Origin of the sequence: Microbacterium sp. LWH10-1.2 (assembly GCF_038397765.1) — a bacterium.
Taxonomy (GTDB): Bacteria; Actinomycetota; Actinomycetes; order Actinomycetales; family Microbacteriaceae; genus Microbacterium; species Microbacterium natoriense.
On the sequence record NZ_CP151638.1, the window covers coordinates 1,320,235 to 1,338,284 of the forward strand.

The 18,050-nt window shown below is 70.0% G+C and carries 18 protein-coding genes, 1 tRNA gene and 1 other RNA gene; 10 read left to right on the plus strand and 10 right to left on the minus strand.

Going from position 1 to position 18,050, the window contains the following annotated elements:
• Positions 1–72 precede the first annotated feature (72 nt).
• The 5 genes from MRBLWH10_RS06275 to aceE form a co-directional block, all read right to left on the minus strand.
• Positions 73–321 (minus strand): acyl carrier protein, encoded by a 249-nt coding sequence (locus MRBLWH10_RS06275; RefSeq protein WP_017830435.1) that lies wholly within the window; start codon positions 319–321, stop codon positions 73–75.
• 68 nt (positions 322–389) lie between these two features.
• On the minus strand, positions 390–1,391 hold the full coding sequence (locus MRBLWH10_RS06280) for a beta-ketoacyl-ACP synthase III (RefSeq protein WP_341942037.1): 1,002 nt from the start codon (positions 1,389–1,391) through the stop codon (positions 390–392).
• Entirely contained in the window at positions 1,388–2,308 is a 921-nt protein-coding gene (locus tag MRBLWH10_RS06285; protein ID WP_223586349.1) for an ACP S-malonyltransferase, read from the minus strand. The genes MRBLWH10_RS06280 and MRBLWH10_RS06285 overlap by 4 nt, the downstream gene beginning before the upstream one ends.
• 94 nt (positions 2,309–2,402) lie before the next feature.
• Positions 2,403–3,599, minus strand: coding sequence for a helix-turn-helix domain-containing protein (locus MRBLWH10_RS06290; protein ID WP_105673024.1), 1,197 nt, complete (start codon positions 3,597–3,599; stop codon positions 2,403–2,405).
• Positions 3,600–3,631: 32 nt separating this feature from the next.
• Positions 3,632–6,358 (minus strand): pyruvate dehydrogenase (acetyl-transferring), homodimeric type, encoded by a 2,727-nt coding sequence (gene aceE / locus MRBLWH10_RS06295; protein WP_223586350.1) that lies wholly within the window; start codon positions 6,356–6,358, stop codon positions 3,632–3,634.
• 153 nt (positions 6,359–6,511) lie between these two features.
• Between aceE and MRBLWH10_RS06300 the strand changes: the two genes are divergently transcribed.
• Positions 6,512–6,584, plus strand: a tRNA-Val gene (locus MRBLWH10_RS06300).
• A gap of 60 nt (positions 6,585–6,644) precedes the next feature.
• Here the strand turns inward: MRBLWH10_RS06300 and MRBLWH10_RS06305 are convergent.
• Positions 6,645–7,481 (minus strand): LysR family transcriptional regulator, encoded by an 837-nt coding sequence (locus tag MRBLWH10_RS06305; protein WP_341942038.1) that lies wholly within the window; start codon positions 7,479–7,481, stop codon positions 6,645–6,647.
• A gap of 92 nt (positions 7,482–7,573) precedes the next feature.
• Between MRBLWH10_RS06305 and MRBLWH10_RS06310 the strand changes: the two genes are divergently transcribed.
• The 3 genes from MRBLWH10_RS06310 (at position 7,574) to MRBLWH10_RS06320 (ending at position 10,503) form a co-directional block, all read left to right on the plus strand.
• Entirely contained in the window at positions 7,574–8,482 is a 909-nt protein-coding gene (locus tag MRBLWH10_RS06310) for a DMT family transporter (RefSeq protein ID WP_341942039.1), read from the plus strand.
• A 73-nt stretch (positions 8,483–8,555) separates the two neighbouring features.
• Entirely contained in the window at positions 8,556–9,509 is a 954-nt protein-coding gene (locus tag MRBLWH10_RS06315) for an L-lactate dehydrogenase (protein ID WP_341942040.1), read from the plus strand.
• Positions 9,510–9,615: 106 nt separating this feature from the next.
• On the plus strand, positions 9,616–10,503 hold the full coding sequence (locus tag MRBLWH10_RS06320) for a TIGR01777 family oxidoreductase (protein WP_341942041.1): 888 nt from the start codon (positions 9,616–9,618) through the stop codon (positions 10,501–10,503).
• A gap of 3 nt (positions 10,504–10,506) precedes the next feature.
• On the opposite strand, the gene MRBLWH10_RS06325 is transcribed toward MRBLWH10_RS06320, so the two are convergent.
• Positions 10,507–11,271: an SDR family NAD(P)-dependent oxidoreductase gene (locus MRBLWH10_RS06325; protein WP_341942042.1), complete on the minus strand. Its 765-nt coding sequence runs from the start codon at positions 11,269–11,271 to the stop codon at positions 10,507–10,509.
• A gap of 102 nt (positions 11,272–11,373) precedes the next feature.
• On the opposite strand from MRBLWH10_RS06325, the gene MRBLWH10_RS06330 reads away from it, so the two are divergent.
• On the plus strand, positions 11,374–12,219 hold the full coding sequence (locus MRBLWH10_RS06330) for a helix-turn-helix transcriptional regulator (protein ID WP_341942043.1): 846 nt from the start codon (positions 11,374–11,376) through the stop codon (positions 12,217–12,219).
• Here MRBLWH10_RS06330 and MRBLWH10_RS06335 read toward each other — a convergent pair.
• The 3 genes from MRBLWH10_RS06335 to MRBLWH10_RS06345 form a co-directional block, all read right to left on the minus strand.
• Positions 12,182–12,706: an isoprenylcysteine carboxylmethyltransferase family protein gene (locus MRBLWH10_RS06335; protein ID WP_341942044.1), complete on the minus strand. Its 525-nt coding sequence runs from the start codon at positions 12,704–12,706 to the stop codon at positions 12,182–12,184. The genes MRBLWH10_RS06330 and MRBLWH10_RS06335 overlap by 38 nt on opposite strands.
• Before the next feature lie 19 nt (positions 12,707–12,725).
• Positions 12,726–13,001, minus strand: a complete 276-nt coding sequence (locus MRBLWH10_RS06340) for a hypothetical protein (protein ID WP_341942045.1) — start codon at positions 12,999–13,001, stop codon at positions 12,726–12,728.
• A 154-nt stretch (positions 13,002–13,155) separates the two neighbouring features.
• The gene (locus tag MRBLWH10_RS06345; RefSeq protein WP_341942046.1) at positions 13,156–13,986 is read right to left on the minus strand and encodes an aldo/keto reductase; all 831 of its coding nucleotides are present in this window, start codon (positions 13,984–13,986) and stop codon (positions 13,156–13,158) included.
• A 22-nt stretch (positions 13,987–14,008) separates the two neighbouring features.
• Between MRBLWH10_RS06345 and MRBLWH10_RS06350 the strand changes: the two genes are divergently transcribed.
• From MRBLWH10_RS06350 to MRBLWH10_RS06370, 5 genes are all read left to right on the plus strand, one after another.
• Positions 14,009–14,389, plus strand: a complete 381-nt coding sequence (locus MRBLWH10_RS06350; RefSeq protein WP_341942047.1) for a YchJ family metal-binding protein — start codon at positions 14,009–14,011, stop codon at positions 14,387–14,389.
• Between the two features lie 33 nt (positions 14,390–14,422).
• On the plus strand, positions 14,423–15,154 hold the full coding sequence (locus tag MRBLWH10_RS06355) for a C4-type zinc ribbon domain-containing protein (protein WP_105673035.1): 732 nt from the start codon (positions 14,423–14,425) through the stop codon (positions 15,152–15,154).
• A gap of 25 nt (positions 15,155–15,179) precedes the next feature.
• Positions 15,180–16,877: a bifunctional 3'-5' exonuclease/DNA polymerase gene (locus MRBLWH10_RS06360; protein ID WP_341942048.1), complete on the plus strand. Its 1,698-nt coding sequence runs from the start codon at positions 15,180–15,182 to the stop codon at positions 16,875–16,877.
• A 23-nt stretch (positions 16,878–16,900) separates the two neighbouring features.
• An RNA gene (gene rnpB / locus MRBLWH10_RS06365) (RNase P RNA component class A) lies at positions 16,901–17,257 on the plus strand.
• Positions 17,258–17,436: 179 nt separating this feature from the next.
• The gene (locus tag MRBLWH10_RS06370) at positions 17,437–18,000 is read left to right on the plus strand and encodes a LysM peptidoglycan-binding domain-containing protein (RefSeq protein ID WP_341942049.1); all 564 of its coding nucleotides are present in this window, start codon (positions 17,437–17,439) and stop codon (positions 17,998–18,000) included.
• The last annotated feature ends 50 nt before the right edge of the window (positions 18,001–18,050 follow it).

Sequence of the window (18,050 nt, forward strand, 5' to 3'; positions counted from 1 at the left end):
GTCGTACGGGTTGCGTGCGAGGTGAGGATGCCACGCCCCGCGGGTGGCGGGGGTGGCATCCGTGCCCCGGGATTACTCCTGGCCTGCGACGATGAAGCTGACGGCGTCGCCGACGGTCTTCAGGTTCTTGACCTCGTCGTCGGGGATGGTGACGCCGAACTTCTCCTCGGCGTTGACGACGATCGTCATCATCGAGATCGAGTCGATGTCGAGGTCGTCGGTGAACGACTTCTCGAGGGCGACCTCGGAAGCGTTGATGCCGGTCTCGTCGGTGATCAGCTCTGCGAGGCCGGCGAGGACCTCATCGTTGGTGAAAGCCATGTGGTCTTCCTCTTTCTTGCGGGTTGTATTCGGAACCGTGGAACAGTCTAGGGAAGGTCAGGACGTTCTCAGGGGAGGACGACGACCTGCGCGGCGAAGACGAGGCCCGCGCCGAAGCCGATCTGCAGGGCGAGACCGCCGGACAGCTCGGGGTGCTCGGCCATCAGCCGGTGGCTGGCGAGCGGGATGGATGCCGCGGACGTGTTGCCCGTGGTCTCGATGTCGCGGGCGATCACCGTGGTCTCCGGCAGCTTGAGCTGCTTGGCGAACTCGTCGATGATGCGCATGTTCGCCTGGTGAGGGATGAACGCGGCGATGTCGGACGGCTCGACGCCCGCCTTGTCCAGAGCCTCGCGGGCGACCTTGGCCATCTCCCACACGGCCCAGCGGAACACCGTCTGGCCCTCCTGGCGCAGCGTGGGCCAGGGGGACTCTCCGTCGCGGAACTCGGTGAGGGTGAAGTTCATGCCGACGGCATCCGCCTTCGAGCCGTCGGAGCCCCACACGGCGGGCGCGATCCCCGGGGTGTCGCTCGGGCCGATGAGCGCGGCGCCGGCGCCGTCGCCGAGGAGGAAGGAGATGCTCCGGTCGGTCGGGTCGACGATGTCGGAGAGCTTCTCGGTGCCGATCACCAGCGCGTAGCGTGCGGCGCCGGCGCGGATCAGCGCGTCGGCCTGTGCCACGGCGTAGGCGTATCCGGCGCATGCGGCGTTGATGTCGTACGCGGCAGCGGGGTTGGCCCCGACGCGGTCGGCGACGATGGCCGACACCGACGGCGTCTGCTTCGGGTTGCTGATGGTCGCGACGATCACGAGGTCGACCTGATCAGCGGGGACGCCGGCCTTCTCGATCGCCTCGATGCCCGCAGCCGTCGCCAGATCGATCGCGTCGGTGCCCTTGTCGGCGCGCACGCGCGTGACGATGCCCGTGCGCTGACGGATCCACTCGTCGCTGGAGTCGATCGGCCCGACCAGGTCGTCGTTGGGCACGGCGTTCTCGCCGCGCGCCGCTCCATAGGAGTAGATGCGGGTGTAGGCCGGCCCGGTGAGCTGGTTCAGGGTGACGCTCATGCGGCTTCTCCGTTCAGCAGCGCGACGGCTGCATCGAGGTCTTCGGGGGTCTTCACGGCGACGGTCGGCACGCCGCGCAGTCCGCGCTTGGCGAGGCCGGTGAGCGCTCCGGCGGGCGTGAGCTCGATGAGACCGGTGATCCCCGCGTCGGCGAAGGATGCCATGCACAGATCCCACCGCACGGGAGAGGACACCTGGTCGACGAGGTAGTCCAGCGCGGTCGCACCGTCGGTGACGACGGATCCGTCGCGGTTGGTCCACAGCGTGATGTTCGGGTCGGCGGCGTCGACGCCCTGGACGGCGTCGCGCAGCGCGGCCACGGCCGAGGCCATGTAGCTCGTGTGGAACGCGCCGGCGACCTGCAGGGCGATGACGCGGGTGCCGCGCAGAGGCTCCGCCGCGAGCGCGGCGAGGCTGTCGAGCGCACCCGCGGCCACGATCTGCCCTCCGCCGTTGTAGTTGGCCGGGGTGAGGCCGAGCTCCGCGAGACGGGCGAGGACCGCATCCTCGTCGCCGCCGAGCACGGCGCTCATGCCGGTGGCCTCCTGGGCCGCGGCATCCGCCATCGCCCGGCCGCGGATGCCGACGAGCCGCATCGCGTCCGCAGCGGAGATCACGCCGGAGCCGACGAGTGCGGCGAGCTCTCCGACCGAGTGGCCGGCGATGCCGTCGGGCTGACGTCCGGAGCGCTCGAGCAGGGCGCGACCCGCGACGAGGGAGGCCGCGACGATCAGCGGCTGCGCGATGCGCGTGTCGCGGATGGTGTCTGCATCCGATTCCGTGCCGTGGGCGATGAGGTCGACCTGTGCCGCCTCGGAGTAGGCGGCGAGCTGCTCGGCGACGCCGTCGAGCTCGAGCCAGGGGGAGAGGAAGCCGGGAGTCTGAGAACCCTGTCCAGGGCAGGCGTAGACGATCACCTCCCCAGTCTGCCAACGATCACGCAGGAACGGTGGATGATCCATCACAAGATTCCGAAGATCCCTTGTGTGTGGCGTACAGCCTTGGGGCGGGTCAGCGGGTCGGTCGACGCAGCGGCGCGCGACGGCGCACCTGCTCGGCCGCGCCGATCGAGCCGAGGATCAGCGCCGTCTGCAGGATCAGCGCCTCGCGCGGACCCGTCGCGTCCCAGCCGATGACCTCGCTGACCCGCTTGAGCCGGTAGCGCACGGTGTTCGGGTGCACGAAGAGCTCACGCGCCGTGGCCTCGAGAGAGCGACCGTTGTCGAGGTAGCTCCACAGGGTCGTGACGAGATCGGTCGAGTGCGCCTGCAGTGGTCGGTAGATCCGCTCGATCAGCGTCTGCTTCGCGAGCGGGTCGCCGGCGAGGGCGCGCTCCGGCAGCAGGTCGTCCGCCTCGACCGGACGGGGGGCGTTGCGCCATGCCCGCGCGACGGCGAAGCCGGCGAGGGCTGCCCGAGCGCTCTGGCTGGCGTCGACGAGAGCCGCGACGGCCGGACCGAGCACGACGTATCCGGGGCCGAACGACGGCTCCAGCCTGGTGGCGATCTCCTGGAAGCCGAGCTCCTCGTCCTCGCCCTCTTGACCCGCGATGCGGGCACGGCCGAGCACCAGCACGAGGCGGGAGCCCTGCACGCCGATGAGCACGTCGACCGCGAGCTTGCGGGCGGTGCGCCGGACGAGATCGACGTCGAACTGCGGGGGAGTCGTGCCGACCAGGACGGCGACCTCGCCGTGACCGTGCCACCCGAGAGCCGCGATGCGGCTCGGAAGCTCCTCGTCGGCCTCGCCGGTGAGGATCGAGTCGACGACGAGCGCCTCCAGACGCGCGTCCCATAGGCCGCGCGCCTCCGCGGCGCGCGCGTAGACGTCGGCGGCGGCGAACGCGACGTCGCGCGAGTACAGCAGGATCGCCTCGCGCAGCAGGTCGCCCTTGCCCGCGACGCGCTCCTCCGTGACCTCGACGGTGACGCGGATCAGCTGCAGCGTCTGCTGCAGGCTGACGCTGCGCAGCAGCTCACGAGGAGCCGCGGCGAAGATGTCGGCCGCGATCCACGGCGTCGAGGTCGGATCGTCGTACCACTGGATGAACGAGGTGATGCCGGCCTGAGCCACCAGCCCGACCGCAGAGCGGCGGGCCGGTGGCATGTCGGCGTACCAGGGGAGGGTGTCCTCCAGGCGCTTGATCGTCACCGAGGCGATGTCACCGGAGATCCGGCGCAGCCAGGTGAGCGTCGCGGCCTTGTCCATGCCGGTGGGAGACGAGTCTGTCACCGAAGGGCTCAGCTTTCGCCGCCCGCGTTGCCGCTGGTTCCGGCGTTCACGTTGTGCAGGTCGTACTTCTGGATCGCCTGCGCTGCGAGCGACCGGTCGACCTTGCCCTCCTCGGCCAGCGACTGCAGCGTGCGGACCACGATCGACGGACCGTCGATCTTGAAGTACCGGCGTGCGGCGGCGCGGGTGTCGGAGAAGCCGAAGTCGTCGGCGCCGAGCGTGGCGTAGCGGTTCGGGACCCACGGACGGATCTGGTCCTGCACGGCGTGCATGAAGTCGCTCACCGCGACGACCGGACCCTCGGCGCCCTGCAGCTTCTGGGTGAGGTAGGCCGTGCGGGGCTCCTCCTCCGGGTGCAGGAAGTTGTGCTCGTCGGCGGCGAGGCCGTCGCGGCGCAGCTCGGTCCACGAGGTGACCGACCACACGTCGGCGATCACGCCCCAGTCGTTCTTGAGCAGCTCCTGCGCCTCCAGCGCCCACGGCAGGCCGACGCCCGAGGCGAACAGCTGCGCGCGGGGGCCTTCGCCCTCGCCGGCGGACACGCGGTGGATGCCGCGCACGATGCCGTCGACGTCCACGTTCTCCGGCTCGGCCGGCTGCACGTAGGGCTCGTTGTACAGCGTGATGTAGTACATGACGTTCGGGTCGGGGTGCTTCCCGCCGTACATGCGCTCCAGGCCGTCGCGCACGATGTGGGCGATCTCGTAGCCGTACGCGGGGTCGTAGGACACCGTCGCCGGGTTGGTCGAGGCGAGCAGGTGCGAGTGGCCGTCCGCGTGCTGCAGGCCCTCGCCGGTCAGCGTGGTGCGGCCGGCCGTTGCGCCCATGATGAACCCGCGGGCCATCTGGTCGCCGGCTGCCCACTGGGCGTCGCCGGTGCGCTGGAAGCCGAACATCGAGTAGAAGATGTAGATCGGGATCAGCGGTTCGCCGTGCGTCGCGTAGGACGTGCCGATGCCGGTGAAGGCGGCCAGCGCTCCGGCCTCGTTGATGCCGACGTGCACGATCTGCCCCTGCGGGCTCTCCTTGTAGGCGAGGAGGAGCTCACGGTCGACCGATGTGTAGTGCTGGCCGTTCGGGTTGTAGATCTTCGCGGTCGGGAAGTATGCGTCCATGCCGAAGGTGCGCGCCTCGTCGGGGATGATCGGCACGATGCGGTTGCCGAAGTCCTTCGAGCGGAGCAGGTCCTTCAGCAGGCGGACGAAGGCCATGGTGGTGGCGATCTCCTGCGTGCCGGAGCCCTTCTTGGGCAGGGCGTACGCGGTGTCGTCGGGCAGGGACAGACCGACGTGCGTCGAACGGCGCTCCGGGAGGAAGCCTCCAAGGTTGCGACGGCGCTCCAGCATGTACTGGATCGTCTCGTCCTGCGCCCCGGGGTTGTAGTACGGGGGAAGGTACGGGTTCTCCTCGAGCTGCGCGTCCGTGATCGGGATGTGCATCGTGTCGCGGAACGTCTTGAGGTTGTCCAGCGTCATCTTCTTCATCTGGTGGGTCGCGTTGCGGCCCTCGAAGTGGGGGCCGAGGCCGTAGCCCTTGACCGTCTTCGCCAGGATGACCGTGGGCTGGCCCTTGTGCTCGGCCGCCGCCTTGAAGGCCGCGTAGACCTTGCGGTAGTCGTGACCGCCGCGCTTGAGGTGCCAGATCTGGTCGTCGGTGTAGTCCGAGACCAGGGCGGCCGCACGCTCGTCCTTGCCGAAGAAGTGCTCGCGGATGTACGCGCCGGACTCGGCCTTGTACGTCTGGTAGTCGCCGTCGGGCGTGGCGTTCATGATGTTCAGCAGGGCGCCCTCGGTGTCGCGGGCGAGCAGGTCGTCCCACTCGCGGCCCCAGACCACCTTGATGACGTTCCAGCCGGCGCCGCGGAAGTACGACTCCAGCTCCTGGATGATCTTGCCGTTGCCGCGGACGGGTCCGTCGAGGCGCTGCAGGTTGCAGTTGATCACGAAGTTGAGGTTGTCCAGGCCCTCGTTGGCTGCGACCTGGAGCTGACCGCGGCTCTCGATCTCGTCCATCTCGCCGTCGCCGAGGAACGCCCACACCTGCGAGGACGAGGTGTCCTTGATGCCGCGGTTCTCCAGGTAACGGTTCGACATGGCCTGGTAGATCGCGTTGATCGGGCCCAGACCCATCGACACCGTCGGGAACTGCCAGTAGTCCTGCATCTGGCGGGGGTGCGGGTACGAGGGGATGCCGAACGGCGCACGCGACTGCTCCTGGCGGAACCCGTCGAGGTGCTCCTCCGTGAGGCGGCCTTCGAGGAAGGAACGCGCGTAGATGCCGGGGGAGGCGTGACCCTGGATGAAGATCTGGTCGGCACCGCCGGGGTTGTCCGCACCGCGGAAGAAGTGGTTGAAGCCGACCTCGTACAGGGCGGCGGACGACGCGTAGGTCGAGATGTGACCGCCGACGCCGATGCCGGGGCGCTGCGCGCGGTGCACGGTCACGGCGGCGTTCCAGCGGATCCAGGCGCGGTAGCGGCGCTCGATCTCCTCGTCGCCGGGGAACTCGGGCTCGTTCTCCGAGGCGATGGTGTTGATGTAGTCCGTCGTCGGGACCATCGGCACGCCCAGGTGCAGCTCCTTGGAGCGCTTGAGCAGGCTGAGCATGATCTCGCGGCCGCGGCCGTGGCCCTTCGCGTCGACGAGCTCGTCGAGCGACTGCTGCCACTCGCCGGTCTCCTCCGGATCGCTGTCGAGGGGGCCCTGGGAGTACGGATCCTGGTCGTGCACGGTCACGGGGGAGCCTTTCGTCAAGCTGGCAGGTCATGCCAATGAAACGGGAAGCGACGCGGGCAGCCTTGTCGGCTGTGCACAACGCGCGCCTCCCTCACCTTATCCCTCTTCCACGACACGGGCGCGCACCCGCCACCGGATAGACTGGCAGCACCAGGGCCTTTAGCTCAGCTGGTAGAGCGCCACGTTTACACCGTGGATGTCGTCGGTTCGATCCCGGCAGGGCCCACCTTTCTCCTCGGCTCGTCGGGTCCTGCACTCCCGCGGAGCCCGCCGTGGGACGGCATCCTCAGGCGAAGGCGGCATCGACCGCGTTCTGCACGGAGCGGACGATCCGTGCTGGGATGCCGTGGCGTCCGCGCACGACCATGCGCAGCGGCGGAGGGACGGGGAGGCGCGGGACCGGGCGGAGTCCTTCCAGACCCCTGTCCACGACGGGGAGCAGGATCGCTCCGAGGCCGGAACGTGCTGCGGACAGGCCGCCGGCGAGGTCGCCGACCTCGACGGCAGTGCGGAAGGCCCTCCCGCTCGCCGCCATGAGATCGAGGACGGCGGGGCGCATCACGCAGGGGGGATCGAACTGGATGAGCGGCACGGGTTCGTTCAGCGGCGCGGTCCACTCCGGGGCGGCGAACCACCCGAGTCGGAGCCGTCTCTGCGCCGAGCTGGGCTCTCCGATCTCGAGCACCACCGCGAGATCGAGGCGACCGGCCTCGAGCGCCTCGCTGACGCGTGCGGTGCGGTCCAGGCGGATCCTCACCTCCGTGTCGGGCGCGTCGCGTTCGAGCGTCGAGATGATCTCGGGGAGCATCTGCTCGGCCCCGTGCTCGGTGGAGCCGAGCACGAGAGTGCCGGTCTCATCGGGAACCCGCACGGTTCGGAGCACCTCATCGTGGAGGTCGACGATCCGGCGCGCTTCGGCGAGCAGGGACTCTCCGCGAGGGGTGAAGGCCATGAGGCGTCCGCTGCGTTCGACGAGCGGCGCTCCGACGACCTGCTCCAGGCGCCGCACGTGCTGGCTCACGGCCGACTGGCTGAGGTGAAGGGCCGCCGCCGCTCTGTGGAACCCGCCGCATGATGCGATCGCCAGGAAGGAGCGCAGCGGGATGACGTCGAGGGTCTCCATGATCACACCCTAGTCCGATTGCCAAAGCTTATCGATCGCGATCAATAATCATTGTTGGACGGACGGGCCTCGCTGCGGAGAGCATCGGAACCATGAAGCTCCGAGCGACTCACATCATCCTCATCGTCGTGCTGTACGGACTCGGCTACCCCCTCGGCGCGATGGCGCTCGGCGAGCTGTCGGCGCCGTGGGTGCTGTCGATCCGATTCGTGCTGGCCGCCGCGCTCCTCGCCGGGGCGGCTGCATTCGGGCGTCGCCGGTGGCCACGCGGTCGGCAGTGGGGGCATGCGATCGTGGTCGGGCTGCTCACACAGGCCGTGCAGTTCGGATGCGCGTACGAGGGGATGCGCGAGGGGGTCTCGCCGACATTGACGGCGCTCGTCATCGCGATGAACCCGCTGGTGACGGCGGTGCTCACGGCGTCGTGGCTCGGGGAGCGGCCGACCAGACGGGGCGTCGTCGGGCTCGCTCTCGGACTCGTCGCCATCGGGGTCGCGTTCGCGGGGCGGGTCACGGCCACAGGGGTGGATGCGGCGCTGGTCCTGACGCTTCTGGCGCTCCTCGGCATGTCCGCAGGAGGGGTCCACCAGCAGCGTTTCCTCGCGGCCGCCGATCCGCTGCCTGCGAGCGCCATCGGCCAGTTCGTCTCCGCGATGCCCATGCTGATCTGGGCGGCGGTGACGCCGCCCGATCTGGGCGACCCCGGGCTCGCGCTGGCGAGCATGGGCGCGATGATCGTGCTCAGCGCCGCCGTGGGCACCACGGTCTACATGGCGGCGGTGCGGCGGAGCGGCGCCGCCCGGGTGTCGCTGCTCTTCGCGGTGATCCCGTCGGTCGCTGCGCTCTTCGGCTGGCTCCTCCTCGGTCAGGTTCCGGGCCAGGGAGTGATCCTGGGTCTCGCGATCGGCGCGATCGCCTGCGCGGTGGGCGGGTCAGGCGACTCACGACGACGGCCGACCGCGATGGAGCACCCCATCTCAGCGGAGTCGCGGGCGCAGTGACATCCGACCTGCTTCGCGATTCTCCGGTCCGATCCGCTGGAGTCCACGGCCCCGGCACTGCGAGACTGACCGCATGGCAATCATCGAGAACTCGAAGCTCACGGTCGTCGGCGCGGGCAGCGTCGGTTCGAGCGTCGCGTACGCGGCGCTGATCCGCGGTTCCGCGCGACACGTCGCTCTGTACGACATCGCGACCGAGAAGGTCGAGGCCGAGGTGCTCGATCTCGCTCACGGCACCCAGTTCACCGGGTCGAGCGACATCGTCGGCGGCAGCGACATCTCGGTGGCCGCCGGATCGCACGTCGTGGTGATCACGGCAGGGGCCAAGCAGAAGCCGGGGCAGACGCGGATGGAGCTCGCCGACGTGAACGCCGGCATCATCCGCGACATGCTTCCGAAGCTCATCGAGGTGGCGCCGAACGCCGTCTACGTCATCGTGACGAACCCCTGCGACGTGCTGACCGTGATCGCCCAGGAGGCGACGGGGCTTCCGCCGGAGCGGATCTTCTCGTCCGGCACCGTGCTGGACACCTCGCGTCTGCGGTGGAAGCTCGCCGAGCGCGCCGGCGTCTCCACCGGCAGCGTCCACGCGTACATCGTGGGCGAGCACGGCGACACGGAGTTCCCGCTCTGGTCGCACGCGACGATCGGCACCGTGCCCATCCTCGACTGGGAGACTCCGGAGCACCCGCGGCTCACTCTCGACGAGCTGCGCGGGATCGCGGTCGACGTCAGGGATGCCGCCTACAAGGTGATCCTGGGAAAGGGCGCCACGAACTACGCGATCGGGCTCTCCAGCGCGCGGATCGTCGAGGCGATCCTCCGCGACGAGCACGCCGTGATGCCGGTGAGCACGGTGCTCCGCGACTTCCACGGGATCGACGGCGTCGCTCTCTCCGTGCCGTCCATCGTGAGCGCGGCCGGAGCGGTTCCCGTCCGCAACACGACGTTCTCCCCGGAGGAGCTGGAGCTGCTGAGGCTCTCGGCTGGTGCTCTGGCCTCGGCCGTGGACGACCTCCGCGGTTAGGAGTCGCGAGCAGGGCGGACGCGGCGGGGTACGATCGGCGCGGGGCCGCGTCGTCCGACACGAGATCGTCGTCCCGCCCGTCGCCCGCAGCGACCATCGGAGGATCATGACCCGTCGCATCGTCATCAGCGGAGCATCCGGCCTGATCGGATCGGCGCTGGCAGCGTCGCTGCGCGCGGACGGGATCGAGCTGACGACCCTCGTGCGTCGTCCGCCGCGCGCCTCGCACGAGGTGCAGTGGAGCCCGGGAGAGGCGCCCCTCGACCCCGACGTGCTCTCCGGAGCGGAGGCCGTGGTGGCGCTCGGTGGAGCCAGCGTCGGCCGGCTGCCCTGGACGCCACGCTACCGCCGCGAGCTCCTTTCGTCGCGTCTGCGCCCGACGGAGACGATCGCCGCAGCGCTCCGTGCGCAGGGACCGGACGCTCCCGCCCTCGTGTCGGCCTCCGCGGTGGGATACTACGGCTCGGCTCCGGGCGCCGTACTCGACGAGTCCTCACGAGCGGGGAGCACCTTCCTCGCGGAACTGTGCGTGGCGTGGGAGGACGCCGCCCGTCGCGCAGGAGAGGGCGCGCGAGTGGCGCTGCTCCGCACGGCGCCGGTGATCCACCCGCGGGGCGTGCTCAAGCCGCTGATCGCGCTCACGAGACTCGGCGTCTCCGGGCCGCTGGGCACGGGCACGCAGATCTGGCCCTGGATCTCCCTCGACGACGAGGTGCGGGCCATCCGGCACGTCATCGACGAGGGGCTGACGGGGCCGGTGAACCTGACCGGACCGACCCCGGCCTCCGCGAACGACATCGGACGCGCTCTCGCCCGCAGGATGCACCGCCCGTTCTGGCTGCCCGCTCCCGCCTGGGCGCTTCGCCTCGCGCTGGGCCCTGCGGCCGATTCCCTGCTCCTCGGCGATGCGGACGTGCGTCCGCTCGCACTCGAGCGCTCGGGCTTCTCGTTCTCCCACGCGACGGCGGAGGATGCCGTGGAGCACGCGGTCTGAGCGTCAGTTCCCGTGCGGGTCGAGGCTGTTGAGGGTCGCGACCACCTGGTCGTAGTCACCCCGCGCCTCGCCGTAGCGAAGGAACTTCACGTTCTCGACCTGGATCTCGGTCGCGTCCGGCTGCGTCTCGATGAGCCCGACGACCTCGGAGACGAAGTCGTCGAGAGGCATCGCGAAGGCGCTGCTCTCCTGGCCGGGCATCAGCGCCGTGCGCACGGACGGCGGCTCGAGCTCGACGATCCGCACTCCGGTGCCGGCGAGCTGCAGGCGCACCGACTCGCTGAGCATGTGGATCGCCGCCTTCGTCGCGTTGTACGTCGGAGTGACGCGCAGGGGCGCGAACGCGAGTCCCGACGACACCGTCATGATCGTGGCGTCCGGCACCGCCCGCAGCTGCTCGATGAAGGCGGCGATGAGGCGGATCGGGCCGAGCAGGTTCGTCGTGACGGTCGCCTCGGCGGTTTCGAGGAAGCCCTCCGGCGTCGTCCAGTCCTCGACCCGCATGATGCCGGCCATCGTGACGAGCACGTTGAGGTCGGGGTGTGCGGCGATGACCTCCTGGGCGGCGGAGCGGATGCTGTCGGCATCCGTCGTGTCGATCTCGACCGTGTGCAGCTCGGGGGTTTCGGCGGCGATCGTCCGGAGGAGGTCGGCCCTGCGACCGCCGATGATCACGGTGTTGCCGCGTGCGCTGAGCGCCCTGGCGAGGGCGAGGCCGATCCCGCTGGTCGCCCCGGGGATGAAGATGGTGTTTCCGCTGATGTTCATGTTCCCAGCCTGCGGAGGTTCCCGCGGGCGTGGCAGAGAGCGCTCATCCATGGATCGGCGCTCCCTGGATGCGCACGGCGCAGACGGGGGGATACTTCGGGAATGGATCGTGATGCCCTCGCCGACTTCCTGCTGCGACGCAGACAGGAGCTGAAGCCCTCGGACGTCGGCCTGAGCGAGGGGCCCCGGCGCCGCACCAGCGGGCTGCGCCGCGAGGAGGTCGCGATGCTCGCCGCGATGTCCGCCGACTACTACGCGCGGCTCGAACAGCGGCGCGGCCCTCAGCCCAGCGTGCAGATGCTGTCCTCCCTCTCGCGGGCGCTCCGGCTCACGCCCGACGAACGCGACTACCTCTACCGGGTCAGCGGGCACAGTGCGCCGGATCGCGCCGTGTTCAGCGACTACGTCGCCCCGAGCCTGTTGCGCGTCATCGACCGCCTGAGCGACACCCCCGCCTTCGTCGTGTCCGTCCTCGACGAGGTGCTCGTGCAGAACGACGCCGCGCGTGCCCTGTTCGGCGACGCGAGCGCGCGGAAGGGCATGGAGCGCAGCGGGATCTACCGCTGGTTCGCCAGGCCCGAGGAGGAACGCCGCATCTATCCGGTGCGGGATCACGAGCGTCACGGCCGCACTCTCGCGGCGTCGCTGCGCGCGGCGCACGGCACCTGGGGGCCGACGTCACGCGCGGGGGAGATCGAACAGGCTCTGCGTGCCGTGAGCCCCGAGTTCGTCGACTACTGGGAGGACCACGAGGTCCGCCGGAGGTTCGAGGATCGGAAGACCGTCGTGCACCCGGATCTCGGCGAGATCGAGGTCGACTGCCAGGCCCTCCTCACGCCCGATGAGTCTCAGGCGCTCATCGTGCTGACCGCGGCGCCGGGCAGCGAGGCGGCGAGCAGACTCGATCTGCTCAGGGTGCTGGGGACGCAGACGATCCGCTCGTCGTGACGGCTGCGCGGCGCTTCGGCAGACGCGGGATCCAGCAGGACACGGCGCTCCGGTACTCGTCGAACTCGGCGCCGAAGCGCGCGGAGAGGTCGGCCTCCTCCTGCGGTCTGACGAGGGTGTTCCAGATCAGTGAGCCGCACAGGGCGTAGGCGACGACCATCCAGGAACCGAGGGCGAGGCCGACGGCGACGCCCTGGGCGATGCCCGCCACCGCCATCGGATTGCGCACGTAGCGGTAGGGGCCGGAGATCACGAGATGCCGGGCCATATGCGCGGGCAGCGGTGTGCCCTCGCCCTTGACGAGCATCGAGACCGCCGACCAGATGCCGAGCGCTCCCGTCGCGACGAACAGCAGGCCGCCGCCGATCCGCACGGCGACGGGGAGGTCGACGGCGAGCATCCACCGGGATTCCAGAGCGGAGATGCCCAGGGGCAGCACGCCGAGGAAGAGCACCCAGAACAGCAGCATCTGACGGAAGACCCGCACGGCGAGTCTGGTGCGGCCCTCATCGTCTGCCGTGCGGAAGGCGAACGGCCCGCTGACGATCCATTCGACGGGAGCTCGGCCAGACGATGACGATGCCCGCCGCGATCGACCCCATCGCGGCGAGCGCCATGAGCAGTGCGCCCCATCCCGCCAGCGTCGTCGCCGTCGCGTAGACGGCCATGCCCGCGGCCACCAACGCGGTCCAGGGGACGACGATCCACACCGCCCAGCGGATGCCGCATGCGACGAGCGCCGAGGCGAGGACGAAGAGGGGGATGTCGGCGACGGCGATCACGGCAGCGGGGAGGTCGCCGAGCGTCGCGTGTCGCAGGGAGTCCGTCGTGAAGACCCCTACCCACCAGAGCGCGCCCAGGACCGCCTGAAGACCGAAGTACGCTCGCGCGCTCCCCGGGGCGACGCCGATGCCGGCGATCGTGATGCTGCTGATCTCAGGACTCCTCGTGCGTCCGAGGGTCGGCGCCGAACAGCCGGCCGTCCTGGCGCCCGAGCGCGGTGATCGCCTCGACCTCCGCCGCATCGAGCACCACGGAGCCCGCTGCGAGGTTCGCCGTCTGATGATCGAGAGACGTCGCCTTGGGGATGGCGACGGTCTCGCGGGCGACATGCCAGGCGAGCACGGCCTGTGCGGCGCTGATGCCGTGGGCCGCGGCGACCTCGACCAGGACAGGCTCCGAGAGCAGGGCCGATCCCTTGCCCAACGGACTCCAGGCCTGGGTGAGGATGCCGTGTTCACGGTGATAGGCGAGCTGCTCGGTCTGCGGGAAGTAGGGATGGACCTCGATCTGGTTCACCACGGGGCGCACACCTGTCTCGCGCTCGATGCGCTCCAGATGCTCGGGGAGGAAGTTCGACACGCCGATCTGCCGCACCACGCCGCGCTGCTGTGCGTCGACCAGGGCCTGCCACGCCTCGACGTACTCGTCCTGGCTCGGGTTGGGCCAGTGGATCAGATGGAGGTCGGTGGTCTCCAGCCCGAGGCGGGAACGGCTCTCCTCGATGCTCGTCCGCGCCTTCGCCGTTGCATGATGACGACCCGGCAGCTTGGTCGTCACGATCACCTCGGAGCGATCGGCGCCGGACGCCGCCACTCCGCGCCCGACCGCGCCCTCGTTCTCGTAGTTGAACGCGGAGTCGATGAGGCGGTATCCGGCGCCGATCGCCGCGGCGACGGCATCCGATCCGGCATCTCCTCGCAGACCGTAGGTTCCGAGTCCGATTGCCGGCAGCTGGAATCCGTTGTGGGCGGTGAAGCGGTTCATGCCTTCAGCGTACGCTGGGGCCATGGATGACCAGAGATGCCCGTGCGGATCGGGGGATGTGCTCGGCGGATGCTGCGGCCCCCTGATCGACGGCTCTCCCGCTCCGACGGCCGAACGACTGATGCGGTCCCGCTACACGGCCTTCTCGCTCGGCGACACCGCGTATCTCCGCGCCTCCTGGCACGGCTCGACGCGACCCCCTGTGATGGATCTGGAGCCGGGACTGCGCTGGCGACGGCTCCTGATCATCGACCGCGTCGCCGGCGGCCCCTTCGACCGCGAGGGCATCGTCGAGTTCGAGGCGTTCTGGCAGCAGGGCGATGAGCGCGGATCACTCCGCGAACGCAGCCGTTTCGTGAGGGAGGGGCGGCGATGGCTGTACCTCGACGGAGAAGTGCAGTGAGAGACGTCGCACGCACCGACTAGATTTGAAGACGTGAACGCCAGCCCGGAACACCAGCGCATCCTGCTCGACGTCGCCGATCTCGATCGGCGCATCTCCCAGGCGGATCGTGCGCGCACGAAGCCGGTGCAGGGGCCGCGCATCACCGAACTCGTCGCCATCCGTCAGGAGCAGCTGCGGGAGCTGACCACGCTCACCGGAACCCGCGACGATGTGCGCGTCGAGCTGACTCGTCTCGAGTCCGACGTGAAGCTGGTCGAGCAGAGGCGCGCCCGCGACGCCGAGCGTCTCGCCGCCGCGACGAACTCCAAGGAGGCGCAGGCACTCGAGCACGAGCTCGACAGCCTCGCCAGGCGCCAGAGCAACCTCGAAGACGCCGAGCTCGATGTGATGGGTCGTGTCGAGGAGGCGGATGCCGCGGTCGCCGCCCAGCAGGCGCTGCTGGACGCCACGACGGCAGAGGGCTCGGCTCTCACCGCGCAGGCGAAGGCCGACGTGGCGGCGGCCACCGAACTCGGCGAGCAGCTGGCGCGCGATCGTGCCGCGATCACCGAGCAGATCCCCGCGGCACTGCTGGCCGACTATGCGCGGCGCGCGGCCAACAGCGCGGGCGCCGCCCTCCTGACTCGCGGCACCTGCGAAGGATGCCGCATCCTGCTGCCCGGCACCGACCTCAACGACATCCGTCGTGCGGCGGAGGACGCCGTCGTGTCGTGCCCGGAGTGCGGATGCATCCTGGTGCGCACCGAGGAATCCGGGCTGTGATCTCCGCGCCACGAGCGCCACGGCGGTGACCTCGCGGCGTCCCGCCGAGCGCAGGATCGCCCTGGTGGCGACGGGCTCCGGCCGATACGTCGCGGTCGAGATCGGCGACGATGACGTCGAGATCAGCAGGCACGAGCTCTCCGCGAGCGAGCTGCCCGGCTGGGTGGCCGCGCGCGAGGACGAGGCGACACCGAGATGGATCCTCCGCCACGCCAGGGAGATCTATCCGATGCTCCTCGACGCCGGGGTGTTCCTCACCCGCACGCATGACCTGCTGCTGTGCCACGCGATCCTCCGCGACACGGACACGGTGGCGCGTCCCCTGGCGCCGTCGGCGTCCTGGGTGCGCCGCGAACCCTCGGACGACGCACCTGCGCTGTTCGACGTGATGGAGCAACACCCCGCAGAAGACCCGGTCGCCGACGCGCTGGATCAGTACCGGGCGCAGCGTCGGGTCATCGCCGACGGCCGCGACGGGCGCCTCCTGCTGCTCTGCGCGGCGGAGTCGGCCGGCGGGCTCATCGCGGAGGAGATGCGCGCGGCAGGACTCCCGTGGAACGAGGACGTCCATCGGGGGATCCTTGCGGACACGCTGGGGACGCGACCCGTCGGGGGCGGTGTCCCGTCGCGCATGCTCGAGCTGGCCGACCGCGTCCGCGCGATCCTCGGCGACGCGACGCTGAACCTCGACAGCCAGCCGAAGCTCCTGCGCGCCCTGCACCGCGTGGGGGTGCAGGTCGAGTCGACGAACCGCTGGGAGCTCGCGCAGCACAGCCACGCCGTCGTCGAGCCTCTCCTCGCGTACAAGAAGCTCGCGCGTCTGCTCAGCGCCAACGGGTGGACGTGGCTGTCCGAGTGGGTCCACGACGGGCGCTTCCGACCGATCTACATCCCCGGCGGCGTCGTCACGGGACGGTGGGCGTCGGCCGGAGGGGGAGCGCTGCAGCTGCCGCGCATGCTCCGCACGGCGGTGCGCGCCGACGACGGGTGGATGCTCGTCGTCGCGGACGTCGCTCAGCTGGAGCCGCGGATGCTGGCCGCCATGGCCGGCGATCGGGCGATGGCGCGGGCGGCGCAGGGGAGCGACCTCTACGCGGGTGTCGTCGACTCCGGCGCCGTGGGGACGCGCGAAGAGGCGAAGTACGCCGTGCTCGGTGCGATGTACGGCGCGACGACGGGGGACAGCGGGCGACTGGTGCCGAGGCTCCGCAAGGTGTACCCGCGGGCGATGGCGCACGTCGACAAGGCGGCGAGGAAGGGCGAGGACGGCGGGGTCGTCTCGACCTGGCTCGGTCGCTCGTCGCCCCGCCCGTCGGATGAGTGGTCGCGCATGCAGGCCAGAGCGACGGACGCCGACGTCGATCAGACGGAGGTCGCCCTCGCCCGTCGGCGCGCCCGCGACTGGGGCCGTTTCACCCGCAACTTCGTGGTCCAGGGCACGGCTGCCGAGTGGTCGCTGATCTGGCTCGCGGAGATCAGGCATCGGCTGAGGGACTTTCCGGAGTCGGAGGCGCCGGCGTTCGCCTCGGGACCCTTCGCGCGGCATCCGCATCTGGCGTTCTTCCTGCACGACGAAGTGATCCTGCACGTGCCCGCCGAGCAGGCGGAGGCCGCAGCCCAGGCCGTGCGCGAGGCTGCAGCGGTGGCGACCACGCGACTCTTCGGAGGCTTCCCCATCGACGTGCCGCTCGATCTGCGGATCGCCGAATCCGCGGAGAAGTAGTCCCGGTAGACTGGACGGGCGAATGGGTCGACTGGACGGTCGCGTGGCGGGCAACCGCACCGAGGAACGTCCGGGCTCCTCAGGGCAGGACGGTGGGTAACGCCCACCCGGAGCAATCCGCGAGACAGTGCCACAGAGAGCAGACCGCCCCGCAAGGGGTAAGGGTGAAAGGGTGGTGTAAGAGACCACCGGGGGCCGTGGTGACACGGCCCGCCAGGTAAACCTCGTCCGGAGCAAGGTCAGACAGAGGATGTTGACGCGGCTCGCCGAGTCCTCGGGTAGACCGCTAGAGTGCCACGGCAACGTGTCGCCGAGAGAGATGGCCGTCGAAGGGGCGAAGAACCCCGGAACAGAACCCGGCGTACAGGTCGGCCCATTCGCACCCTGGACGCTGGTCTCTCCGCCGATCCCGCGGTAGCGTGCGTCTAGGTCACGCCGCACAGCCGCCACGTCGGCGCTTCTCGTCGCCTTGGCCGCGGTCGTTCTCGCCGGGTGCACGGTTCCGGTGCCGGAGTCCGCGGAGACGCCGGCCGCGGTCGAACCGTCGCCGGAACCGACGGTGGACCCTGCACTGATCGCCACGTCCGAGCCGGTCGACACCGGGTTCATCGACGGCGCCGAGGGAGAAGTCGTCTTCTACGAGGACGCACTCGTGGGCTACGAGGTCACCTATGGCGATTCGCTGGCCGCGATCGAGAAGCGTTTCGGCGTCGCCGGGCTGGCGTCCCTCAACAACATCACTCCGGAGTCGATCGCGCCGGGAGATCGCCTCCTTCTTCGGAAGGGCGCCACCATGCCCGATATCAGCGGATGCGTCGGGCGGTCGAAGCTGGGATTCCTGGGAGGCGGCGGAGTCGACGGACACTGGGTGTACTGGACCGGTCCCGATCTGATCGACCGCGGTCCGAGCGACACCGCCGACGGAACCGTGGCGAGGGATTCCGCCGGACGCATCGAGTCGTACACGGTCGCGCAAGGCGACGGCGAGTTCGCGATCGGCGACCGGTTCTGTCTCGAACCGTACTCGTTCGTGGAGTACAGCAACCTGGACTGGCCGCTCAAGACCGGCGACGTTCTGCAGCTGGCGGTGAATCCCTCCGACCTGTTCGTGGTGAAGCAGTAGCGGGTTCGGCACGACGAAGGCCCCGCTGGATTCAGCGGGGCCTTCGTGTG

What these genes read in the sequence shown, in the direction of transcription:
- MRBLWH10_RS06275 (WP_017830435.1), bottom strand. Translation starts at nt 321, where the DNA reads ATGGCTTTCACCAACGATGAGGTCCTCGCCGGCCTCGCAGAGCTGATC.
- MRBLWH10_RS06280 (WP_341942037.1), bottom strand. Translation starts at nt 1,391, where the DNA reads ATGAGCGTCACCCTGAACCAGCTCACCGGGCCGGCCTACACCCGCATC.
- MRBLWH10_RS06290 (WP_105673024.1), bottom strand. Translation starts at nt 3,599, where the DNA reads ATGGACAAGGCCGCGACGCTCACCTGGCTGCGCCGGATCTCCGGTGAC.
- MRBLWH10_RS06305 (WP_341942038.1), bottom strand. Translation starts at nt 7,481, where the DNA reads ATGGAGACCCTCGACGTCATCCCGCTGCGCTCCTTCCTGGCGATCGCA.
- MRBLWH10_RS06310 (WP_341942039.1), top strand. Translation starts at nt 7,574, where the DNA reads ATGAAGCTCCGAGCGACTCACATCATCCTCATCGTCGTGCTGTACGGA.
- MRBLWH10_RS06315 (WP_341942040.1), top strand. Translation starts at nt 8,556, where the DNA reads ATGGCAATCATCGAGAACTCGAAGCTCACGGTCGTCGGCGCGGGCAGC.
- MRBLWH10_RS06320 (WP_341942041.1), top strand. Translation starts at nt 9,616, where the DNA reads ATGACCCGTCGCATCGTCATCAGCGGAGCATCCGGCCTGATCGGATCG.
- MRBLWH10_RS06325 (WP_341942042.1), bottom strand. Translation starts at nt 11,271, where the DNA reads ATGAACATCAGCGGAAACACCATCTTCATCCCCGGGGCGACCAGCGGG.
- MRBLWH10_RS06330 (WP_341942043.1), top strand. Translation starts at nt 11,374, where the DNA reads ATGGATCGTGATGCCCTCGCCGACTTCCTGCTGCGACGCAGACAGGAG.
- MRBLWH10_RS06345 (WP_341942046.1), bottom strand. Translation starts at nt 13,986, where the DNA reads ATGAACCGCTTCACCGCCCACAACGGATTCCAGCTGCCGGCAATCGGA.
- MRBLWH10_RS06350 (WP_341942047.1), top strand. Translation starts at nt 14,009, where the DNA reads ATGGATGACCAGAGATGCCCGTGCGGATCGGGGGATGTGCTCGGCGGA.